General features: G+C 63.4%; 17 protein-coding genes. 9 read left to right on the plus strand and 8 right to left on the minus strand.

Annotated elements, in window-relative coordinates; all coding sequences use genetic code 11:
* Window positions 1-10: 10 nt before the first annotated feature.
* Window positions 11-304, minus strand: a complete 294-nt coding sequence (locus MRUB_RS09595; RefSeq protein ID WP_013014151.1) for an NAD(P) transhydrogenase subunit alpha part 2 — start codon at window positions 302-304, stop codon at window positions 11-13.
* Complete coding sequence (locus MRUB_RS09600) at window positions 304-1431, minus strand: Re/Si-specific NAD(P)(+) transhydrogenase subunit alpha (protein WP_013014152.1); 1128 nt, start codon at window positions 1429-1431, stop codon at window positions 304-306. The genes MRUB_RS09595 and MRUB_RS09600 overlap by 1 nt, the downstream gene beginning before the upstream one ends.
* A gap of 140 nt (window positions 1432-1571) precedes the next feature.
* Here MRUB_RS09600 and MRUB_RS09605 point away from each other — a divergent pair, with 140 nt between their 5' ends.
* From MRUB_RS09605 to MRUB_RS09640, 8 genes are all read left to right on the plus strand, one after another.
* Window positions 1572-2315, plus strand: a complete 744-nt coding sequence (locus MRUB_RS09605; protein ID WP_013014153.1) for an SDR family NAD(P)-dependent oxidoreductase — start codon at window positions 1572-1574, stop codon at window positions 2313-2315.
* Window positions 2316-2347: 32 nt separating this feature from the next.
* Window positions 2348-3346, plus strand: coding sequence for an aldo/keto reductase (locus MRUB_RS09610; protein ID WP_013014154.1), 999 nt, complete (start codon window positions 2348-2350; stop codon window positions 3344-3346).
* A gap of 40 nt (window positions 3347-3386) precedes the next feature.
* Window positions 3387-4808 (plus strand): phosphohexomutase domain-containing protein, encoded by a 1422-nt coding sequence (locus MRUB_RS09615; RefSeq protein WP_013014155.1) that lies wholly within the window; start codon window positions 3387-3389, stop codon window positions 4806-4808.
* A 171-nt stretch (window positions 4809-4979) separates the two neighbouring features.
* On the plus strand, window positions 4980-5555 hold the full coding sequence (locus tag MRUB_RS09620) for a hypothetical protein (RefSeq protein WP_013014156.1): 576 nt from the start codon (window positions 4980-4982) through the stop codon (window positions 5553-5555).
* Window positions 5556-5612: 57 nt separating this feature from the next.
* The gene (locus MRUB_RS09625) at window positions 5613-5894 is read left to right on the plus strand and encodes a hypothetical protein (protein WP_013014157.1); all 282 of its coding nucleotides are present in this window, start codon (window positions 5613-5615) and stop codon (window positions 5892-5894) included.
* 1 nt (window position 5895) lies between these two features.
* Entirely contained in the window at window positions 5896-6681 is a 786-nt protein-coding gene (locus MRUB_RS09630) for a nitroreductase family protein (RefSeq protein WP_013014158.1), read from the plus strand.
* A gap of 3 nt (window positions 6682-6684) precedes the next feature.
* Entirely contained in the window at window positions 6685-7737 is a 1053-nt protein-coding gene (locus MRUB_RS09635) for a type III polyketide synthase (RefSeq protein WP_013014159.1), read from the plus strand.
* Window positions 7731-8285: an isoprenylcysteine carboxyl methyltransferase family protein gene (locus MRUB_RS09640; protein WP_013014160.1), complete on the plus strand. Its 555-nt coding sequence runs from the start codon at window positions 7731-7733 to the stop codon at window positions 8283-8285. Before MRUB_RS09635 ends, MRUB_RS09640 begins: the two co-directional genes overlap by 7 nt.
* Here the strand turns inward: MRUB_RS09640 and cimA are convergent.
* The 6 genes from cimA to MRUB_RS09670 all read right to left on the minus strand — a co-directional run bounded on the left by cimA (window position 8282) and on the right by MRUB_RS09670 (window position 15946).
* A complete protein-coding gene (cimA, locus tag MRUB_RS09645; RefSeq protein WP_013014161.1) occupies window positions 8282-9868 on the minus strand; it encodes a citramalate synthase in 1587 nt (528 codons plus the stop codon). The two genes, MRUB_RS09640 and cimA, sit on opposite strands and share 4 nt — an antisense overlap.
* Window positions 9869-9870: 2 nt before the next feature.
* Window positions 9871-11430 (minus strand): 2-isopropylmalate synthase, encoded by a 1560-nt coding sequence (locus tag MRUB_RS09650; protein ID WP_013014162.1) that lies wholly within the window; start codon window positions 11428-11430, stop codon window positions 9871-9873.
* A 26-nt stretch (window positions 11431-11456) separates the two neighbouring features.
* On the minus strand, window positions 11457-12476 hold the full coding sequence (gene ilvC / locus MRUB_RS09655) for a ketol-acid reductoisomerase (RefSeq protein WP_013014163.1): 1020 nt from the start codon (window positions 12474-12476) through the stop codon (window positions 11457-11459).
* A gap of 78 nt (window positions 12477-12554) precedes the next feature.
* Window positions 12555-13064, minus strand: a complete 510-nt coding sequence (ilvN, locus tag MRUB_RS09660) for an acetolactate synthase small subunit (RefSeq protein ID WP_013014164.1) — start codon at window positions 13062-13064, stop codon at window positions 12555-12557.
* A 20-nt stretch (window positions 13065-13084) separates the two neighbouring features.
* Entirely contained in the window at window positions 13085-14770 is a 1686-nt protein-coding gene (ilvB, locus tag MRUB_RS09665; protein ID WP_013014165.1) for a biosynthetic-type acetolactate synthase large subunit, read from the minus strand.
* Between the two features lie 186 nt (window positions 14771-14956).
* Window positions 14957-15946: a YpdA family putative bacillithiol disulfide reductase gene (locus MRUB_RS09670; RefSeq protein ID WP_013014166.1), complete on the minus strand. Its 990-nt coding sequence runs from the start codon at window positions 15944-15946 to the stop codon at window positions 14957-14959.
* A 115-nt stretch (window positions 15947-16061) separates the two neighbouring features.
* On the opposite strand from MRUB_RS09670, the gene MRUB_RS09675 reads away from it, so the two are divergent.
* The gene (locus MRUB_RS09675) at window positions 16062-17126 is read left to right on the plus strand and encodes an alpha/beta hydrolase (protein ID WP_013014167.1); all 1065 of its coding nucleotides are present in this window, start codon (window positions 16062-16064) and stop codon (window positions 17124-17126) included.
* The last annotated feature ends 23 nt before the right edge of the window (window positions 17127-17149 follow it).

Genomic DNA, 17149 nt, shown 5'->3' on the forward strand with positions numbered 1-17149 from the left:
GGCCTAAGAGCTACTGACCCCCCTTCGGCTTCCGCTCAAACATCTCCAGCATCCGCTCGGTTACAGCGTAGCCCCCCGCAGCGTTGGCCGCCCCCAGAATCACCCCAAAAAAGCCGATGGCCTGTTCCAAAGGGGTCTCGGCGTGGCCCAGCACCACCATGGCCCCCACCACCACAATCCCGTGGATGAAGTTGGAGCCGGACATCAGGGGGGTGTGCAGAATCACCGGCACCCGGCTGATCACTTCGTATCCGGTAAAAGCCGCCAACAAAAAGATATACAGCGCAGCCCAGGTTGAGTCCATCACGCACCTCCTACCAGCGCCTTGGTGGGCGCATGGGTAATCTCACCTTGATGGGTTAAAAGAGCCCCCGCCAGAATCTCGTCGCTCCAGTCGGGCGCGAGCTGCCCGTCTTTGATGAGGAGCTTGGACAGGTTGTAAAGGTTTTTAGCGTACATCTCGCTGGCATGCACCGAGAGCGCGCTGGGCAGGTTCAGGGGCCCCACAATCTTCACGCCGTTTACCTCGAGGGTCTCCCCAGGCTTTGTGAGCTCGCAGTTGCCCCCCGACTCGGCAGCCAGATCCACGATGACGGCGCCAGGGCTCATGCCTTCCACCATGTCTTGGGTAATCAGGATGGGCGCCCTACGGCCCGGAATCTGGGCGGTGGTGATGACCGCGTCCATGCTGCCGACCTCTTTGGCCAGGGCCTCGTGCTGGATTTTCTTTTCCTCCTCGGTGAGCTCGCGGGCGTAGCCCCCCTCGCCCTCGGCGCTGATGGGCAGTTCAATGACCTTGGCCCCCAGCGACAAGGCCTGCTCGGCGGCGGCTTTGCGCACATCGTAGGCCCAGACGTTGGCCCCCAGGCGGCGCGCGGTGGCGATGGCCTGCAAGCCCGCCACCCCCACCCCCATCACCATCACTTTGGCCGGGCGGATGGTGCCGGCGGCGGTGGTCAGCATGGGGAAGAAGCGGCTGCTCTCGCGGGCCGCGATCAGGGCCGCCACATACCCCGCCACGGTGGCCTGGGAGGAGAGCACGTCCATGCTCTGGGCCCGGGTGATGCGGGGAACGAGTTCCATCGCCAGGGCGGAAAGCTGCCTCGAGGCCATGGCCTGCACCCGCGCCGGATCGCGGTGGGGGTACATCAGACCGGCCACTATGGCGCCGGGCTCGAGCCTCTCCAGATCGGCCGGTTCTAGAGGCTGTACGGTAAAGACCACCTGCGCTCCCTGGAAAAGCTGGTCGCGCGACACCACCTCGGCCCCTGCGTTGCGATACGCTTCATCGCTGAAATAGGCCTGGGCTCCAGCGCCGGCCTCGAGGCGCACCCTCCAGCCTTCTTTGTGCAAGCGGCCCACCACATCCGGGGTGAGCGCCACCCGACGTTCGCCTGAAGCAGTCTCTTTGGGCACTGCGATTAAGACCATTGAACCTCCCGTAAACAACCTGCCACAGCTTGGTATACCATCTACGCAGGGAAGTATACCAGTGTGGGGCTCCTTCGCCCAAACATTGACCCCGGCCATCCACCTCAATACAATCGCTGCTGTCTGGATAAGGAGCACCCGTGGATTTCCAGGGAAAAGCGGTGATCGTAACCGGAGGCGCCTCGGGCATGGGCGAGGCCACGGCCAGGGAGTTTGCCAGGGCCGGGGCCCACATAACGATTGTGGATCGCAACGAGGCGCGGGCCCGCCAGGTGGCCGCCGAGATCGGCGCCCAGGTACGGGTTGGGGATGTCAGCGAATCGGCCTTCTGCGACCGGGTGGTCGCCGATACCCTCGCCCAGCACGGACGGCTCGACGTGCTGGTCAACGCGGCCGGCATCATCGTGCGGGCCAGCGGCGAGGAGACCAGCGACGAGCAGTGGCAACGGGTCATGGCGGTGAACGTGAGCGGCACCTTTTTTATGTGCCGGGCCGCTATCCGGGCCATGAAGCCCCAGGGCCGCGGGGCCATCGTCAACTTTGGCTCAATCTGGGGCGACCTGGGGGCAGCAGGGGTGGCGGCCTACTGTGCAAGCAAGGGGGCCGTGCACAACCTGACCCGCGCCCTGGCCCTCGAGCACGCCAAAGACGGCCTCCGCATCAACGCGGTCTGCCCCGGCGAGGTCAACACCCCCATGCTCCAGTCCGAACGCAAGGAACCCGTTACCCCCGAACTGCTGCAACGCCTGGCTGAGACCGTGCCCATGGGCCGCCTGGCCGACCCCGCCGAAATCGCCCAGGTGGTGCTGTTTCTGGCCTCCGACAAGGCCAGCTACATGACCGGCTCGCTGGTGCTGGTGGATGCGGGGTATGCCGCCCGATGAACACACCTGTTCTACCCTGAAGGGAGCCACCTATGGAATACCGCCATCTGGGCCGAACCGGCGTTAAAGTAGCACCCTTGGCCCTGGGAACCGATAACATCCTGAACCCCACCCCCGAGGCCGAGGCCAAAAAGATGATTCTGCGGGGCATTGAGGCCGGCATCAACCTGATTGATACCGCCAACAGCTATATGCGAGGCGAGGCCGAGCGGGTGATTGGAGAAACCCTTAAAGAAAGCGGCCTGCGCGACCAGGTGCTCATTGCCACCAAGGCCCACTACCCCACCGGCCCCGGCCCCAACGACCGGGGGAACTCGAGGCTCCACCTCTTACGGGCCTGCGAAGACTCGCTCAAGCGCCTGCAAACCGACTATATCGACCTATACCAGCTTCATCGCCCGGTTTTCGACATGCCCATCGACGAGACGCTCGCGGCCCTGACCGACCTGGTGCGGCAGGGCAAGGTGCGCTACATCGGCAGCTCCACCGCCCCGGCCTGGAAGGTGCTGGAGGGCATTCTGGTGAGCGAGCTGAAGGGCTATGTGCGCTTTGTCTCGGAGCAGCCGCCCTACAACCTGCTGGATCGGCGCATCGAGAACGAGCTGGTTCCCATGGCCCAGGCCTACAACCTGGCCCTGCTGCCCTGGTCGCCGCTGGCCATGGGCATGCTGGCCGGACGCTACGCTGAGGACAACATCCGCCCCGAGGGTTCCCGCGCCCGCCTGCGGGGTGGGATTTACGCCGAGCGGGTCACGCCCAGAGCGGTGGAGGTGGGCAACCGCTTTGTCAAACTGGCCCGCGAGGCCGGTTACGACCCCGCCCAACTGGCCCTTCTGTGGGTCAAAGACCAGCCCGGCATTACCGCACCCATCATCGGGCCCAAAAGCGTGGAGCAGCTCGAGCACCTACTACCTGTACTGGACATGAAGCTCCCGGAAGACATCCGAATAGCCTGCGATGGGCTGGTTCCGCCCGGCAGCGCCGTGGCCAACTTTCATAACTCCGCCCCGTGGATGAAGATGCAGATTTGAAGCGGCTGGCTTACGCCTACCCTGTATAGTGTTTCCTGGTATGGAAAAGGCAACAGAAGCCGTCAGCACCCCATCAAAAACCATCATCAAGTTCGGCACCGACGGCTGGCGGGCCATTATTGGCGACCAATTCACCTTCGATAATGTGGCTCGCGTAGCCCAGGCCTACGCTGAATACCTCCTGGAGCACCAGGGCAAGAAAGTGGTGGTAGGCTACGATACCCGCTTTATGGCCCATCGCTTTGCTCAAAGAGCTGCCGAGGTTCTGGCCGCCAATGGGCTCGAGGTCTACCTTTCCAAATCGTACCTTCCTACCCCAGTGCTGTCTTTTGCCGTTAAGCACTTGCAGGCCGATGGCGGGGTCATGATTACGGCGAGCCACAACCCGGCCGAGTATCTCGGATTCAAAATCAAGGGCAGCTACGGCGGTGCGGCCACCCCAGCACTGGTAGCCGAAGTGGAAAAGCACCTGGGGGCAGCGCCCAAAACAACCAGCGCAACCGTGCACAGCCTGGATGTGCGGAAAGCCTACTACGACTTTATCGCGCAGCAGCTAGACCTGGAGGCCCTGCGCAGCTACACCGGGGTGATGTACCACGACAGCCTGGGCGGGGCGGGGGCGGGCTGGCTGGCCGGTTTTGTTAAGCACGCGGGGTTGCCGCTCGAGCTGCGTGAACTGCACGCCGTGCCCGACCCCATGTTCTATGGTGTGAACCCCGAGCCCATCCCGCAAAACCTGTTCACCGTCATGACCGTGCTAAAGGCCGAGCAAGACCCTGTCTTTGCCGTGGTCAACGACGGGGACGCCGACCAGATCGGGGCCGTGCTGGCAGGCGGCATCCACTTCAACAGCCATCAAATCTTCGCGGTCTTGCTCAAACACCTGCACCGCAAAGGGCGCACCGGCCGGGTGGTCAAAACCTTCTCGACCTCCAAAGTGATAGATAAGCTCGCTCACCGGCTGGGTCTGGAGCTGCTGGTTACGCCCATCGGCTTTAAGTACATCACCGATGAGATGCTAAAAGGCGATGTGCTGATTGGGGGCGAGGAGTCGGGCGGTATTGGTGTGGCCGGGCATCTTCCCGAGCGCGACGGCCTCCTGAACGCGCTGTTGCTCCTGGAATCCGTTGTGCATACCGGGAAAAGCCTGGGAGAGCAGTTTGCCGAAATTGAGGTCGAGCTGGGTTTCAAACACGCCTATGACCGCATCGACTTACACCTACCCTCGATGGAGCAACTCAAGGAAGTCATGGCCAAGGTACAAACCCCAAAGCCCATTGCCGGTCAGCAGGTGAGCGGTACCGAGAGTCTGGACGGCATAAAGTGGCTTTTTGGTGATGCCGGTTGGCTGTTGTTCAGGGCCTCCGGTACCGAGCCTGTATTGCGCATTTATTGCGAGGCCCAGGAAGAAAAAACTGTAAAAGCCGTTCTTGCCGAAGCCAAAAAACTGGTAGGTTTATAGCCGATAAGCCATACCTACCCAAATTGGGAGTTTTTTGCAGTGCCGGCTGCCGCCAAAGCATCACCTTGGCTTTCTTTTATCGTCGGTTGGTGACATTCTTAGCTTGTGCAGTGTGGACATGGATTTTCTCAGAAATTCGTGGGTTAATCTGAGCCCAGGGGTGGACAAGCTATGATGCGGCTATTATTGCTATTTAGTCTGCTGGCAACTGCAGGATGGGGGCTGAGTGCTCAAGTGGTTGAGCGCCGGATTGATGCCCAGGGGGGGGCCCTAACGCTACCCGGCATTCAGGTTCTGATTCCACCCGGTGCCCTGGTTTCTTCGGTTCGATTCCGCCTCGAGCGCCTCCAGGCCGTCCCCACTTCCCCACCTCAAAACGAGGTTTTTTTTATCCAGACCCTACCCGAGCGCGAAGTGGTGGGCATCTACCGGTTTTCCTCCGGCACAACCAGCTTTCTCAAGCCCATCGAAGTTGAGCTACAGGTCAACCCGCCCTATCGTCCCAGCAGCCGTATCATCAAGAGCGTGGTTTACACCTGGGATGGGCAGGGTTACGTGAGCACCCAGGTGCCCAGCACCCGCGAGCGCCTGGTTATAACCCGGTTGAACATGGGCCTGGGGGCTGGCGCCGGGGGTTACCCGGCCGGTCTGGTGCTGGTGGTGTTGCGGGCCCCTGAGGAGAACCTGTGGCGCGAATGCCAGGCACGGGGAGGGCGCTGGACGGGCTCGAGCTGCGAGAAAAGATAAAAAAGACCCCCAGGCCCACAAACCATTCATCGACCCAGTGCCGTATGCTAAATTTGGATGTCCCCATTCCTGGCTGTGGGCTTAGGTTTGTACGTGCTCAATTTGTTGGTGGGGCTGGCCGCGCAACTGCGGCTGGCCCACTTCGGCCTCTGGCATCACGCGCTTTACCTGGTGGTGCTGGTTAGTGCGGTGCTGGCCCTGGTGTTCACGCGCGAGTGGTGGTTGTTGCTAACCATCGCTTGCCTAGCCCTGTTTCCCAAGGCCCGCCCCCACACCTGGCCCCATCCCACACTGGGTGCGGTGGGGTTGGTGGGATACTTGTTGTCAATCGGGGGTTGATGTGGAATTTCTAGAGGTAATCCGGAAGCGTAAAACCACCAATGGCCCCTTTCTGGACAGGCCCGTATCCAGGGAACACCAGCACCTGCTGATGGAGGCGGCCAGCCGGGCCCCCAGTCACTTCAACTCTCAACCCTGGCGCTTTATTTTGATTGAGGACAGGGCCAAGCGGGAGAAAATCGCCGAGATTGGGGGGCGAACCATGCAACAGCTCATCGCCGATGGCCGGTTTTTTGAGCGCTACCGCCCTTACTTTCGCTTCAGCGAAAAGGAGATGGCCGAGCGGCGCGACGGGATTCTAATTGACCAGTTGCCGGGCCCCTTACGCCCTTTTACCCGCCAGGTCATGAGCCCCTCGGCCCTGGGGCTTTTGCGGGCCTTGCGGGTGCCGCAAATTCTGGGTGAGGACAACCGCAAGCTGGTTGCAAGCTCGCCTTTGTTGCTGGCAGCGCTGCTGGATAAGCAGGAGTACCGCCCGGGAGAACTCTCCGGATTTTACAGCGTGCTGGGGCTGGGCATGGCCATCGAGAACATCTGGCTCACCACGGTGGAGCTGGGCATGGGCATTCAGTTTGTCTCCACACCCATGGAAATTCCCGAGGCCTGGGAGGAAATCAAGCGGCTGCTGGAAGTACCTGAGCACCTGGAACTCATGGCCATCTACCGGCTGGGCTACCTGCCCCCCGATAACCCCCGACCCCGCATTGACTGGAAGTCCGACCAGCGCAAGCGCATCTCGCAGTTTGTGTTTCGCGACTCCTGCGCCACCCCCGAAAGCGATACCTGAGGTATGAGTGTGCAAGCCAGGGTTCTAAGCGTCGCCACCGCCCACCCGCCCTACAAAGTAAGCCAGCCAGAGGTTCGCGCGCTGGTAGAGGTTTTGTTCGAGGGGCTGGCGGGCCTGGAGCGCCTGCTGAACATCTTCGAAAACACCGGCATCGAGTCGCGTTACCTGGCCGCGCCGCTCGAGTGGTTCGCAGCGCCGCGCAGCTTTAGTGAGAAAAATCAGCGCTGGTTCGATACCGCCCTCGAGCTCTGTGAACAGGCCAGCCGCAAAGCCCTAGGCCTGGCCGGCCTGAAGCCCCAGCAGGTTGGGGCAGTGGTACTGGTGACCAGCACCGGCCTTGCGACCCCCAGCCTCGAGGCCTACCTGGCCCAGCGCCTGGGTCTTCCGCTCTCGGTGCTCCGCCTGCCCCTGTGGGGCCTGGGCTGCGCCGGCGGGGCCGCCGGGCTGGCCCGGGCCGCCGAGCTGGCCCAGCAAAACCCAGGGCGCTACGTTCTACTGGTGGCGGTTGAGCTTTGCAGCCTTACTTTTGTACGGGGTGACAAAAGCAAGAGCAACCTGGTTGCTACCAGCCTGTTTGCCGATGGCGTGGCCGCAGCGGTGCTGGGGCAAGGTGCTGGCGGCCCGGCGGTGCTGGGGGGCTTCAGCCGGTTGTTGCCCGATAGCTACGCGGTGATGGGCTGGGATCTGGGCCTCGAGGGCTTGCAGGTACGCTTTGCTCAGAGCATCCCGGCCCTGGTCGAGGGGGCGCTGGGGCCCCTGATCGAGGACGGTCTGGCCGGCTACGGGTTATCGAGCCAGGATGTTCAAACCTGGACGCTCCACCCCGGCGGGGCCAAGGTGCTGGCCGCCTACCGCAACGGCCTGGGGGTGGATGAAAAGAGCCTCGAGGCCGCCTTCTGCGTGCTCAAAAAGTATGGCAATATGTCGAGCCCCACCGTGCTTTTTGTGCTGGAGCGACAAATGTACCAGCTCGAGCGGCCCGCACCCGGCAGCAAAGGGTTGTTGCTGGCCCTGGGGCCTGGCTTTGCCGCCGAAGGGGTGGTTTTGCAGTGGTAGGGCTTTGGGTCGCGCTGATCTGGGTGGTACTCCAGCGGCTGCTGGAGCTTCGCCTGGCCCAGGCCAACCTGCGCTGGGCTTTGGCGCAGGGGGCCAAAGAGTACGGACGAGAGCACTACCCGCTGTTTTTTCTGCTGCACATCGGCTGGATGCTGGGCTGGCTGCTGGAAGGGCTTGCCCGCAACCAGCCCTCCCCCATCTGGGGATTCTGGCTGCTGGTCTTCTTGCTGGCCCAGGGTCTGCGCTACTGGGCCATTGGCAGCCTGGGCCAGTACTGGAATACCCGGATTGTGATCGTTCCTGGGGGCCAGCGAATCACTCGAGGACCCTACCGCTACCTGCGCCACCCCAACTACCTGGCAGTGGCCCTGGAGCTGCTGTCCCTGCCCCTCATCTTTAACGCCTGGATTACAGCCCTGGCGGCCACCGTCCTCAACGCCTGGCTGTTGCTGTGTGTGCGCATCCCCGCTGAGGAAAAAGCCCTCGCGGCCTATAGCCAAACCCAGCCCCAAACCCCCAGCCTCGAGGAGGCCAGCCAGCGGCCCTAGTCCTGCGGTATGGGCTGGCTCTTCACCAAGGCATAGGCGTAGCCATCGGTGAGGGCTTTGAGGGAGGCCTCGAGGTTGTTTTTACTGGCCCCCACAGTGCTCCAGCGCTCCCCGGCCCGGTGCATCTCGATCATGACCCGCACCCCGGAGGCCGTACCAGCCTCCTGGCCCGAGAGAATGCGCACCTTGTAGTCGGAAAGCTCGATCTCGGCAATCTCGGGGTAAAAGGACTCAATGGCCTTGCGGAAGGCTTTGTCCAACGCCGAGACCGGCCCATGCTGGCTTTCGGCGGCGGTGTGCTGGAGGGTCTCGCCCACCTTAACCCGCACCGTGGCCTCGGCCCAGGTGGGGGTCTCGGGGTTGGCGTCGTTGACGTGCACAAACACCGTGAAGCCCTCCACGCTGAAGGGCATGCGGCCGCCGCGCAGCTTATGGGCCAGCAGGTAAAAGCTGGCCTCGGCCCCTTCAAACGAGTAGCCGGCGTGCTCGAGCTGCTTGACCTCTTCCAGCAAGGCCCCGGCCATCTCCTTGGGCACATTCACACCCGATTCGGACAGCTTGGCCAGCAGGTTGCTTCGGCCCGAGAGGTCGGAGACCAGCACCCGGCGGCTGTTGCCTACCATCTCGGGCGGCACGTGTTCGTAGGTGCGGGGGTCTTTGAGCACCGCCGAGACGTGGATGCCCCCCTTGTGGGCAAAGGCTGCATCCCCCACGTAGGGCGCGCGGATGTTGGGGGCCAGGTTGGCCCGCTCGTCCACAAAGTGCGAGACCTCGCGCAACTCAGCGAGTTTTTCGAGGGTGAGCCCTTTGAGCGACAGGCCGTACTTCAGCATCAGGTTGGGGATGGCGCTGGTCAGGTTCAGGTTGCCGCAGCGCTCGCCGTAGCCGTTAATGGTGCCCTGCACGTGGGTGGCCCCGGCCCGCACCGCGGCCAGGGCGTTGGCCACCGCCAGCTCCGCGTCGTTGTGGGGGTGAATCCCAATGGTCACCCCGGGGAAAGCCTGGCGCACGGCCTGGGTGATCTCGAAGACCTCTTCGGGCAGGCTGCCCCCGTTGGTATCGCACAGGCATAGGGTGTCGGCCCCACCCCGCACGGCAGCCTCGAGCGTAGCCAGGGCATAACCCCGGTTGGCCTTGAAGCCATCGAAGAAGTGCTCGGCGTCGTGGATCACCCGCCTGCCTTCGGAGACCAGGTAGCGGTAGGTCTCCTCGATCATGCGCAGGTTTTCTTCCAGGGAGACCTCGAGCGCGTGGGTCACGTGAAAGTCCCAGCTTTTGGCCACCACCGTAACCACCGGGGTGGCCGCCGCCAGCATGGCCTGCACCGAGGGGTCGTCCTCGGGCCGCACCCCCTTGCGCCGGGTGGAGCCAAAGGCGCAGAGCTGGCTATTCCCCAGGTCTACCCCCTTCATGCGGGCGAAGAACTCGGCATCCTTGGGGTTGCTGCCCGGCCAGCCCCCCTCGATGAGGGGAATCCCGAAAGCCGCCAGGCGCTTGGCGATGGCGATCTTGTCGTCCGAGGACAGGTTGACTGCTTCGCCCTGGGTGCCGTCGCGGAGGGTGGTGTCGAGGATTTCGATCATGGTTATTTGCCCAAACCCGAGCGCTGCACTTCCTCGAGCGACTTCGGATGCCGCGCCGACTGCCCCGCGGCCAGCTTGTTGGCGGCATCCAGGTAGGCCCGCGCTGAAGCCTCGATGATGTCCGGGGAGATGCCGTGCCCGGTGGCCATCACCTCGCCCAACTTGAGCTTGACCGTGACCTCACCCAAAGCCTCGGTGCTCCCGGTTACCGACTCCACCCGGTACAGCTCGAGCTCGGGCTTGAACCCGATGGCCTCGGACAGGGCCTTATACACCGCGTCCACCGGCCCGTCCCCAATCGCGGTGGTGGTGACCACGCCTTTGGGGGTCTCGAGGCTTATCGTAGCGGTGGGCAGCATGCCGTAGCCGGAGAAGAACTGGAGCTTCTCGAGGTTGAACAGGTGCGGGGTCGAGACCGACTCGCTCTCCACCAGGGCCCGCAGTTCCTCAGTCTCGATGGGGCCTTTGCGCTCCACAATCTCCCGGAAGCGGGCAAAAATCGCGCCAATCTGGGTGTCGTCCAGCTTGTAACCCAGGTCGGCCAGGGCTTTCTTGACCGCGGCCCGCCCGGAGTGCTTGCCCAGCACCAGCACCGCGGCCTGGCGGCCCACCAGCTCGGCGTTCATAATCTCGTAGGTCTCTTTGTTCTTGATGACCCCGTCCTGGTGGATGCCCGACTCGTGGGCGAAGGCGTTGTCCCCCACGATGGCCTTGTTGGGCTGCACCACCATGCCGGTGTAGCGCTCCACCATCCGGCTCATGCGGTACAGCTCGCGGGTGTTGATCTGGGTATGGGCCTTGTAGTGGTCGCGGCGCACGTACAAAGCCATTACCACCTCTTCCAGCGCGGTGTTGCCCGCCCGCTCCCCGATGCCGTTGATGGTGCACTCGATCTGGGTGGCCCCGTTCTCCACCGCGGCCAGGCTGTTGGCGGTGGCCATGCCCAGGTCGTCGTGGCAGTGGGCCGAGATGTGCACATCCCGTCCCCGCACCACCTCGTCGTAGATGCGCTTGATGAGGGCCCCGTACTCCTGCGGGGTGCCGTAGCCGGTGGTGTCGGGGATGTTGATGGTGGTGGCCCCGGCGTTGATGGCGGTCTCGTAGAGCTTCATGACGAAGTCGAAGTCGGCCCGCATTACGTCCTGGGCGCTAAACTCCACGTCGTCGGTGAACTGCCGGGCGTAGCGCACCATGGCGTCGGAAATTTCCAATATCTCCTCCGGGGTCTTGCGCAGCATGTACTGCAGGTGCACCTTGGAGGCGCTGGTAAACACGTGGATGCGCTTTTTCTCGGCCTTCTCGAGGGCCGCCGCAGCCCGCTCGATGTCGAGCTTGTGGGTGCGGGCCAGGGCGCAGATCACCGGCCCCTTGACCTCGGCGGCGATGCGCGAGACACACTCGAACTCGCTGGCCCCATTCACCGGGAAGCCCGCCTCGATGATGTCCACGTTGAGCCGGGCCAGCCCATGGGCGATTTCCAGCTTCTGCTGGAGGGAAAGGGCTACACCAGGGCTCTGCTCGCCGTCCCGCAGGGTGGTATCGAAAATTCGGATGTGCCGCATACAACCTCCCATTCTGCCGACATGGGTCAGCTACCGACCTCTTCCTTCGTGAACCTGGACTTGAGGAAGGGCATCATGGCCCGCAGCTTGGGGCCCACCTGCTCGATGGGGTGGTCTTTCCAGTAGTTGCGGTTGGCGTTCAGGGTGGGCTGGCCCACCACGTTTTCCAGCATCCACTCGCGGGCAAACTCGCCCTGCTGAATCTGGCGCAGCACCTCGCGCATGCGGGCCTTGGTCTCCTCGCGGTTGATCACCATGGGGCCGCGGGTGTAGTCGCCGTACTCGGCGGTGTTGGAGATGGAGTAGCGCATCCCGGCGAAGCCTGACTCGTAGATCAGGTCCACGATCAGCTTCACCTCGTGCAGGCACTCAAAGTAGGCCATCTCGGGGGGATAGCCGGCCTCCACCAGGGTCTCGAAACCGGCGGCGATGAGCTGGGTCAGGCCCCCGCACAGCACGGTCTGCTCGCCGAACAGGTCGGTCTCGGTCTCGTCCTTGAAGGTGGTGGCGATGGTGCCGGCGCGGGTGCCGCCGTTGGCCTTGGCGTAGGCCAGCGCCGTGGGGAAGGCCGACCCGGAGGCGTCCTGGTAGACCGCCACCAGCGAGGGCACGCCCGAGCCTTTCTCGTACTCCGAGCGCACCAGGTGGCCGGGGCCTTTGGGGGCCACCATCCAGACGTCCAGGTCGCGGCGCGGCTTGATCTGGCCGAAATGGATGTTGAAGCCGTGGGCGAAGGCAAGGGCAGCCCCTTCCTTCAGGTTGGGTTCCACCTCGGCCTTGTAAACGGCCCCCTGGGTCTCGTCCGGGAGCAGGATCATCACCACATCGGCCCTGCGCACCGCCTCCCCTACCGGAAGCACCTCGAGCCCCGCTTTACGGGCCTTCTCCTCGTTGCGGCTGCCGGGGCGCAGCCCCACCACCACCTTGATGCCGGAGTCCCGCAGGTTAAGGGCGTGGGCATGGCCCTGCGAGCCAAAGCCCAGAATGGCCACAGTCTTGTCTTTGATAAAGCCGATGTCTGCGTCCTGGTCGTAGTAAATCTTCATTCTTTTCTCCTCATCGAAGGTCGAAGGGCCGCCCCTCCGACGTCTTCACAAAAAACAAAAGATGGGCCGTCGCCCATCCTAGACCGCCTTCTTCTCGCGTACCTTGAGCACCTGCTCGCCGCGGGACATCCCCACCGCGCCGGTGCGCATGACCTCGAGCAAGCCGTAAGGCCGCATGGCCTCGACAAAGTTGTTGACCTTGGTGGAGTCGCCGGTGAGCTCGAAGATGATGGACTTTTTGGCCACATCCACGATGCGGGCCCGGAAGGCCTCGGCAATGTCCTTGACCTCGAGGCGCTCCTCCATGCCGGCGATGCTCACCTTGACCAGCGCCAGCTCGCGCTCCACGTGGGGCTCGGAGTGATCGGTTACCTTAATAACTTCAATCAGGCGGTTGAGCTGCTTCTCCACCTGCTCCAAGACCGCATCGTCGCCCGAAACCACCAGCGAGATGCGCGACAGACCCGGCTGATGGGTGCGCCCCACCGCCAGCGACTCGATGTTGAAGCCCCGACGGGCAATCAGCCCAGCCACACGCTGCAAAACGCCCGGGTTGTCCTGTACCAGTACCGAAACCAAGTGCCTCATGAACAGTCTCCATTCAGGGCTTAGTCGCCCGCCACGGTCTCCCGCGGGTTCTCGATAATCATGTCCTCTGCCGCACCCCCCGAGGGAATCATGGGGAAAACCCCTTCCTCGTGGTAGACCCGCGCTTCCAGTAGCACCGGGCCGGGGTGGGCCAGCACCTCCTTGACGGTCTCATGCAGCTTGGCCTTGTCGGTCAGGGTGATGCCCCGGATGCCGTAGGCCTCGGCCAGCTTGGCGAAGTCGGGGTTGGAGTCGGCCAGGTAGACCTCGCTGTAGCGCTTGGCATGGAACAGGTCTTGCCACTGCCGCACCATACCCAAAAAGCCGTTGTTCAGAATCACGATTTTGACGTTCAGGTTGTGTTTCTTGAGGGTGGCCAGCTCCTGCAGGGTCATCTGGAAACTGCCATCGCCATCAAAGTCGATCACCAGCTCGCCCGGTCGGGCCAGCGCCGCCCCAATGGCAAAGGGCAGGCCCACCCCCATGGTGCCCAGGCCCCCGGAGTTGATCCAGGAGCGCGGGGCGTCGAACTTATAAAACTGCGCGGTAAACATCTGGTGCTGGCCCACCCCCGCGGTTACCACGGCTTTGCCCTTGGTGGCCTCCCAGAAGGCCTGGATCACCTCCTGGCTTTGCAGGTGGGGCTTGGGCTTCCAGGCAAAGGGGTATTTGGTCTTCCAGTCCTCGAGCTGGGCCCACCACTTGCTCAGGTGAAGCTTTTTGGCCCCCTTAACCAGCTCCGCCGCCACCCATTTGGCATCCCCCACCACCGGAATGGTGGTCTTGACCAGCTTGCCGATCTCGGCGGGGTCAATGTCCACATGAATAACGGTATGGGCGTGGGGTGCAAAGCGCGAGACTTTGCCGGTCACCCGGTCGTCGAAGCGGAGGCCAATGGCCAGAATGGTATCGGCGTGGTGGATGGCCCGGTTGGCCGCCACCGAGCCGTGCATCCCCGGCATCCCCAGGCACTGCGGGTGGGTTCCGGGGAACACCCCCAGCCCCATCAGGGTCGGGATCACCGGCATGCCGGTTTTCTCGGCCAGGGCCACAATCTCCGGCGCCGCATTCAGCGCCCCACCGCCTACCATCAGCACGGGTCTTTCGGCTTTTTGCAGGGCCTCGAGGGCCCGCTCGATCTGCCGGGGATGGCCCTTGTAGGTGGGTTTGTAGCCCGGCAGATTAATCTCCACATCGAAGCTGCCGGTAAACTCGGCTTGCTGTACATCCTTAGGGAAATCGATCAAGACCGGGCCGGGCCGTCCGGTCGAGGCGATGTAGAAAGCCTCGGCAATTATCCGCGGAATGTCGTTGACGTTGCGCACCTGGAAATTGTGCTTGGTGACCGGCTGGGTAATGCCCACCACGTCGGCCTCCTGAAAGGCATCGGTGCCAATCAGGTGCTGGGGCACGTTGCCGGTCAGGGCCACCACCGGCGTGGAGTCCATCAGGGCATCCTGTAAACCCGTGACCAGGTTCAGGGCCCCCGGCCCCGAGGTGGCCATGCACACCCCCACCCGGCCCGAGGCCCGGGCATAGGCGGTTGCGGCGTGTACACCGGCCTGCTCGTGGCGCACCAGGATGTGGCGGATGGGCGAGTCGTAGAGGGCGTCGTAGGTGGGCATAATGGTGCCCCCCGGATGCCCAAAAATGGTGTCCACTCCCTGCATCTCCAGGGCTTTCAGAATGGCGGCGGCTCCGTTCATACCTCTCTCCTCAAAGAACCGCCCCCCGAGGCTTCGGGGGGCTTTAGGATGCGCTTATAGGCTCTTCGCTAGACCAAATCCCCCCTAGGCCCGGTAATTACTAGGCCTACCACGGTTAGGATTAGGCTGCTCGGCAGTAGCATCTTGTGAAAGAGTTTACGGGTGTTTGGTATACCGTGTCAAGGCTCACACCGCAGAGCCGCTCACTGTCTGCAAGCGCGCAGCCATGGCCTGCACAGCCCTTCTGGCGTGCTCCCGGCCGTTCTCAATAAATACCGTGCGGGTATCAGCCCCGTACCCCGCGCTTCCGGCCACAAAGAGGCCCTCGAGGCTGGTCTCGTAAGCCTCGCTGAGCACCGGCGCGTCGCCCTGGTAGGCCACCCCGGCCCGGCGCAATAGCCCATCCACGGCTCTGTAACCGATGTGAATAAGCACGAAATCACAGGGAATGCTCTGGAAGCCTTGCCCGCTCGAGGTCTCCACCCACACCGCCCGCGGGGCAATCTCCCGCACCTTGGTATTGAGCAAAAGCTGGATGGAACCCTCCCGCACCCGGTTCTCGAAGTCGGGTTTGAGCCAGTACTTGACCCTGGGCCGAATCTCAGGCCCGTGGTGAACCACCGTGACCCTGGCCCCGCCGCGGTAGAGCTCGAGGGCCGCCTCCACCGCGCTGTTGGAACCCCCTACCACCACCACCCGCTGGTTCCAGTAGGGCAGGGTCTCGTCCAGGCCGTAGCGCACGTGGGGTAGATCCTCCCCTGGCACCCCCAGGCGGTTGGGGTTGTCGTAGTAGCCCGTCGCCACCAGCACAAAGCGGCTCTTCAGCTCCCCCTCCCCATCGCGGTCGCGGTAGCTCACCCTGAAATGCCCCAGCTCGGGGTACAGGTCGGTCACCTCGGTGTAGGTGCGGATGTCCAGCCCTTCGTTTTCGGCCACCCGGCGGTAATACTGCAAGGCCTCGCGGCGGGTGGGCTTGGCCGAGAGCGAGGGGAAAGGGTGCCCCCCGATTTCGATGTTCCTGGCCTCACTAAAAAAGACCGTCTCCCTGGGCCAGCGGTACAGGGTGTGCACGATGGTGCCCTTTTCCAGTACCACCGCTCGCAGCCCCACCCGCTTGGCCTCGATGGCAGCAGCCAGCCCCACTGGCCCAGCCCCCACAATCACCAGATCCCACATACCCCAAAGGATACCCAGTTTCACCGGACTCGATTGTTCCATCTCACCATGGGTAACAGGTTTGTAACAGCAACCGGGTAACATGGCGGCATATCTAACTCTGAAGGAGTGTGCTATGGGTTCCATCCCAACCTTGCCAGGCCTGGTTTCCACCATGATCGAGACCCCTCGCCTCAAGATGCACGTGCTGCTGCGGGGCCCCTCCGACGGGGTGCCGGTGCTCCTGATTCACGGCAACGCCAGCAGCAGCACCTTCTGGGAAGAAACCATGCTGGCCCTGCCCCTTGGCTACCGTGCCATCGCGCCCGACCTGCGCGGCTATGGCGACACCGAGGACAAGCTGATTGACGCCACCCGCGGCTGCATGGACTGGGTGAACGACCTGCTCGACCTGATGGATGTAATGGGCTATGCCCGCTTTCACGTGGCCGGGCATTCGCTGGGGGGTAGTGTGGTCTGGGCCATGCTGGCAGCCGCCCCCGAGCGCATCCTCACCGCCACCGTCATCGCGCCCGGCTCCCCTTTTGGCTTTGGCGGCACCAAGGATATCCAGGGAACCCCCTGCGCCCCGGACTTTGCCGGCTCGGGAGCGGGCATCGTCAACCCCGAGTTCGCCCGGCTGATTGCCGAGGGCTACCGGGGCAGCGAGTTTCAGGCCGCCCCCCGCAACGTTATGAACAGCTTCTACTGGAAGCCGCCCTTCCGGCATCCCCGCGAGGAGGCCCTGCTCTCGGGCGTGCTCTCGGAGAAAATCGGACCCAACAAGTATCCCGGCGACGCTGTGCCTTCACCCCACTGGCCGGGGGTTGCCCCTGGAAAGTGGGGGCCGGCCAACGCCATCTCGCCCAAGTACGTGGGGGATAGCGTGCAAAGAATGCTCACGGCCCCCACCAAGCCGCCCATCCTCTGGGTGCGCGGTTCCGACGACCCGATTGTGGGGGATATGAGCCTCTTCAACATGGGCACCCTGGGCAAGCTGGGGGTGGTGCCCGGCTGGCCGGGCGACGAGGTGCACCCCCCGCAGCCGATGGTGGGGCAGACCCGTTATGTGCTCGAGCAGTACCGGGCCAACGGCGGCTCCTTCCGCGAAGAGGTGATCCCGGACACCGGCCACTCGCCCCACATGGAAAAGCCCCACATCTTCGACCCGCTGTTTCATGCCCACCTCCAGTCGGTGTAGGGCCCTCGGAAGCATACCTGAAT

This window comes from Meiothermus ruber DSM 1279 (genome assembly GCF_000024425.1).
Classification (GTDB): domain Bacteria; phylum Deinococcota; class Deinococci; order Deinococcales; family Thermaceae; genus Meiothermus; species Meiothermus ruber.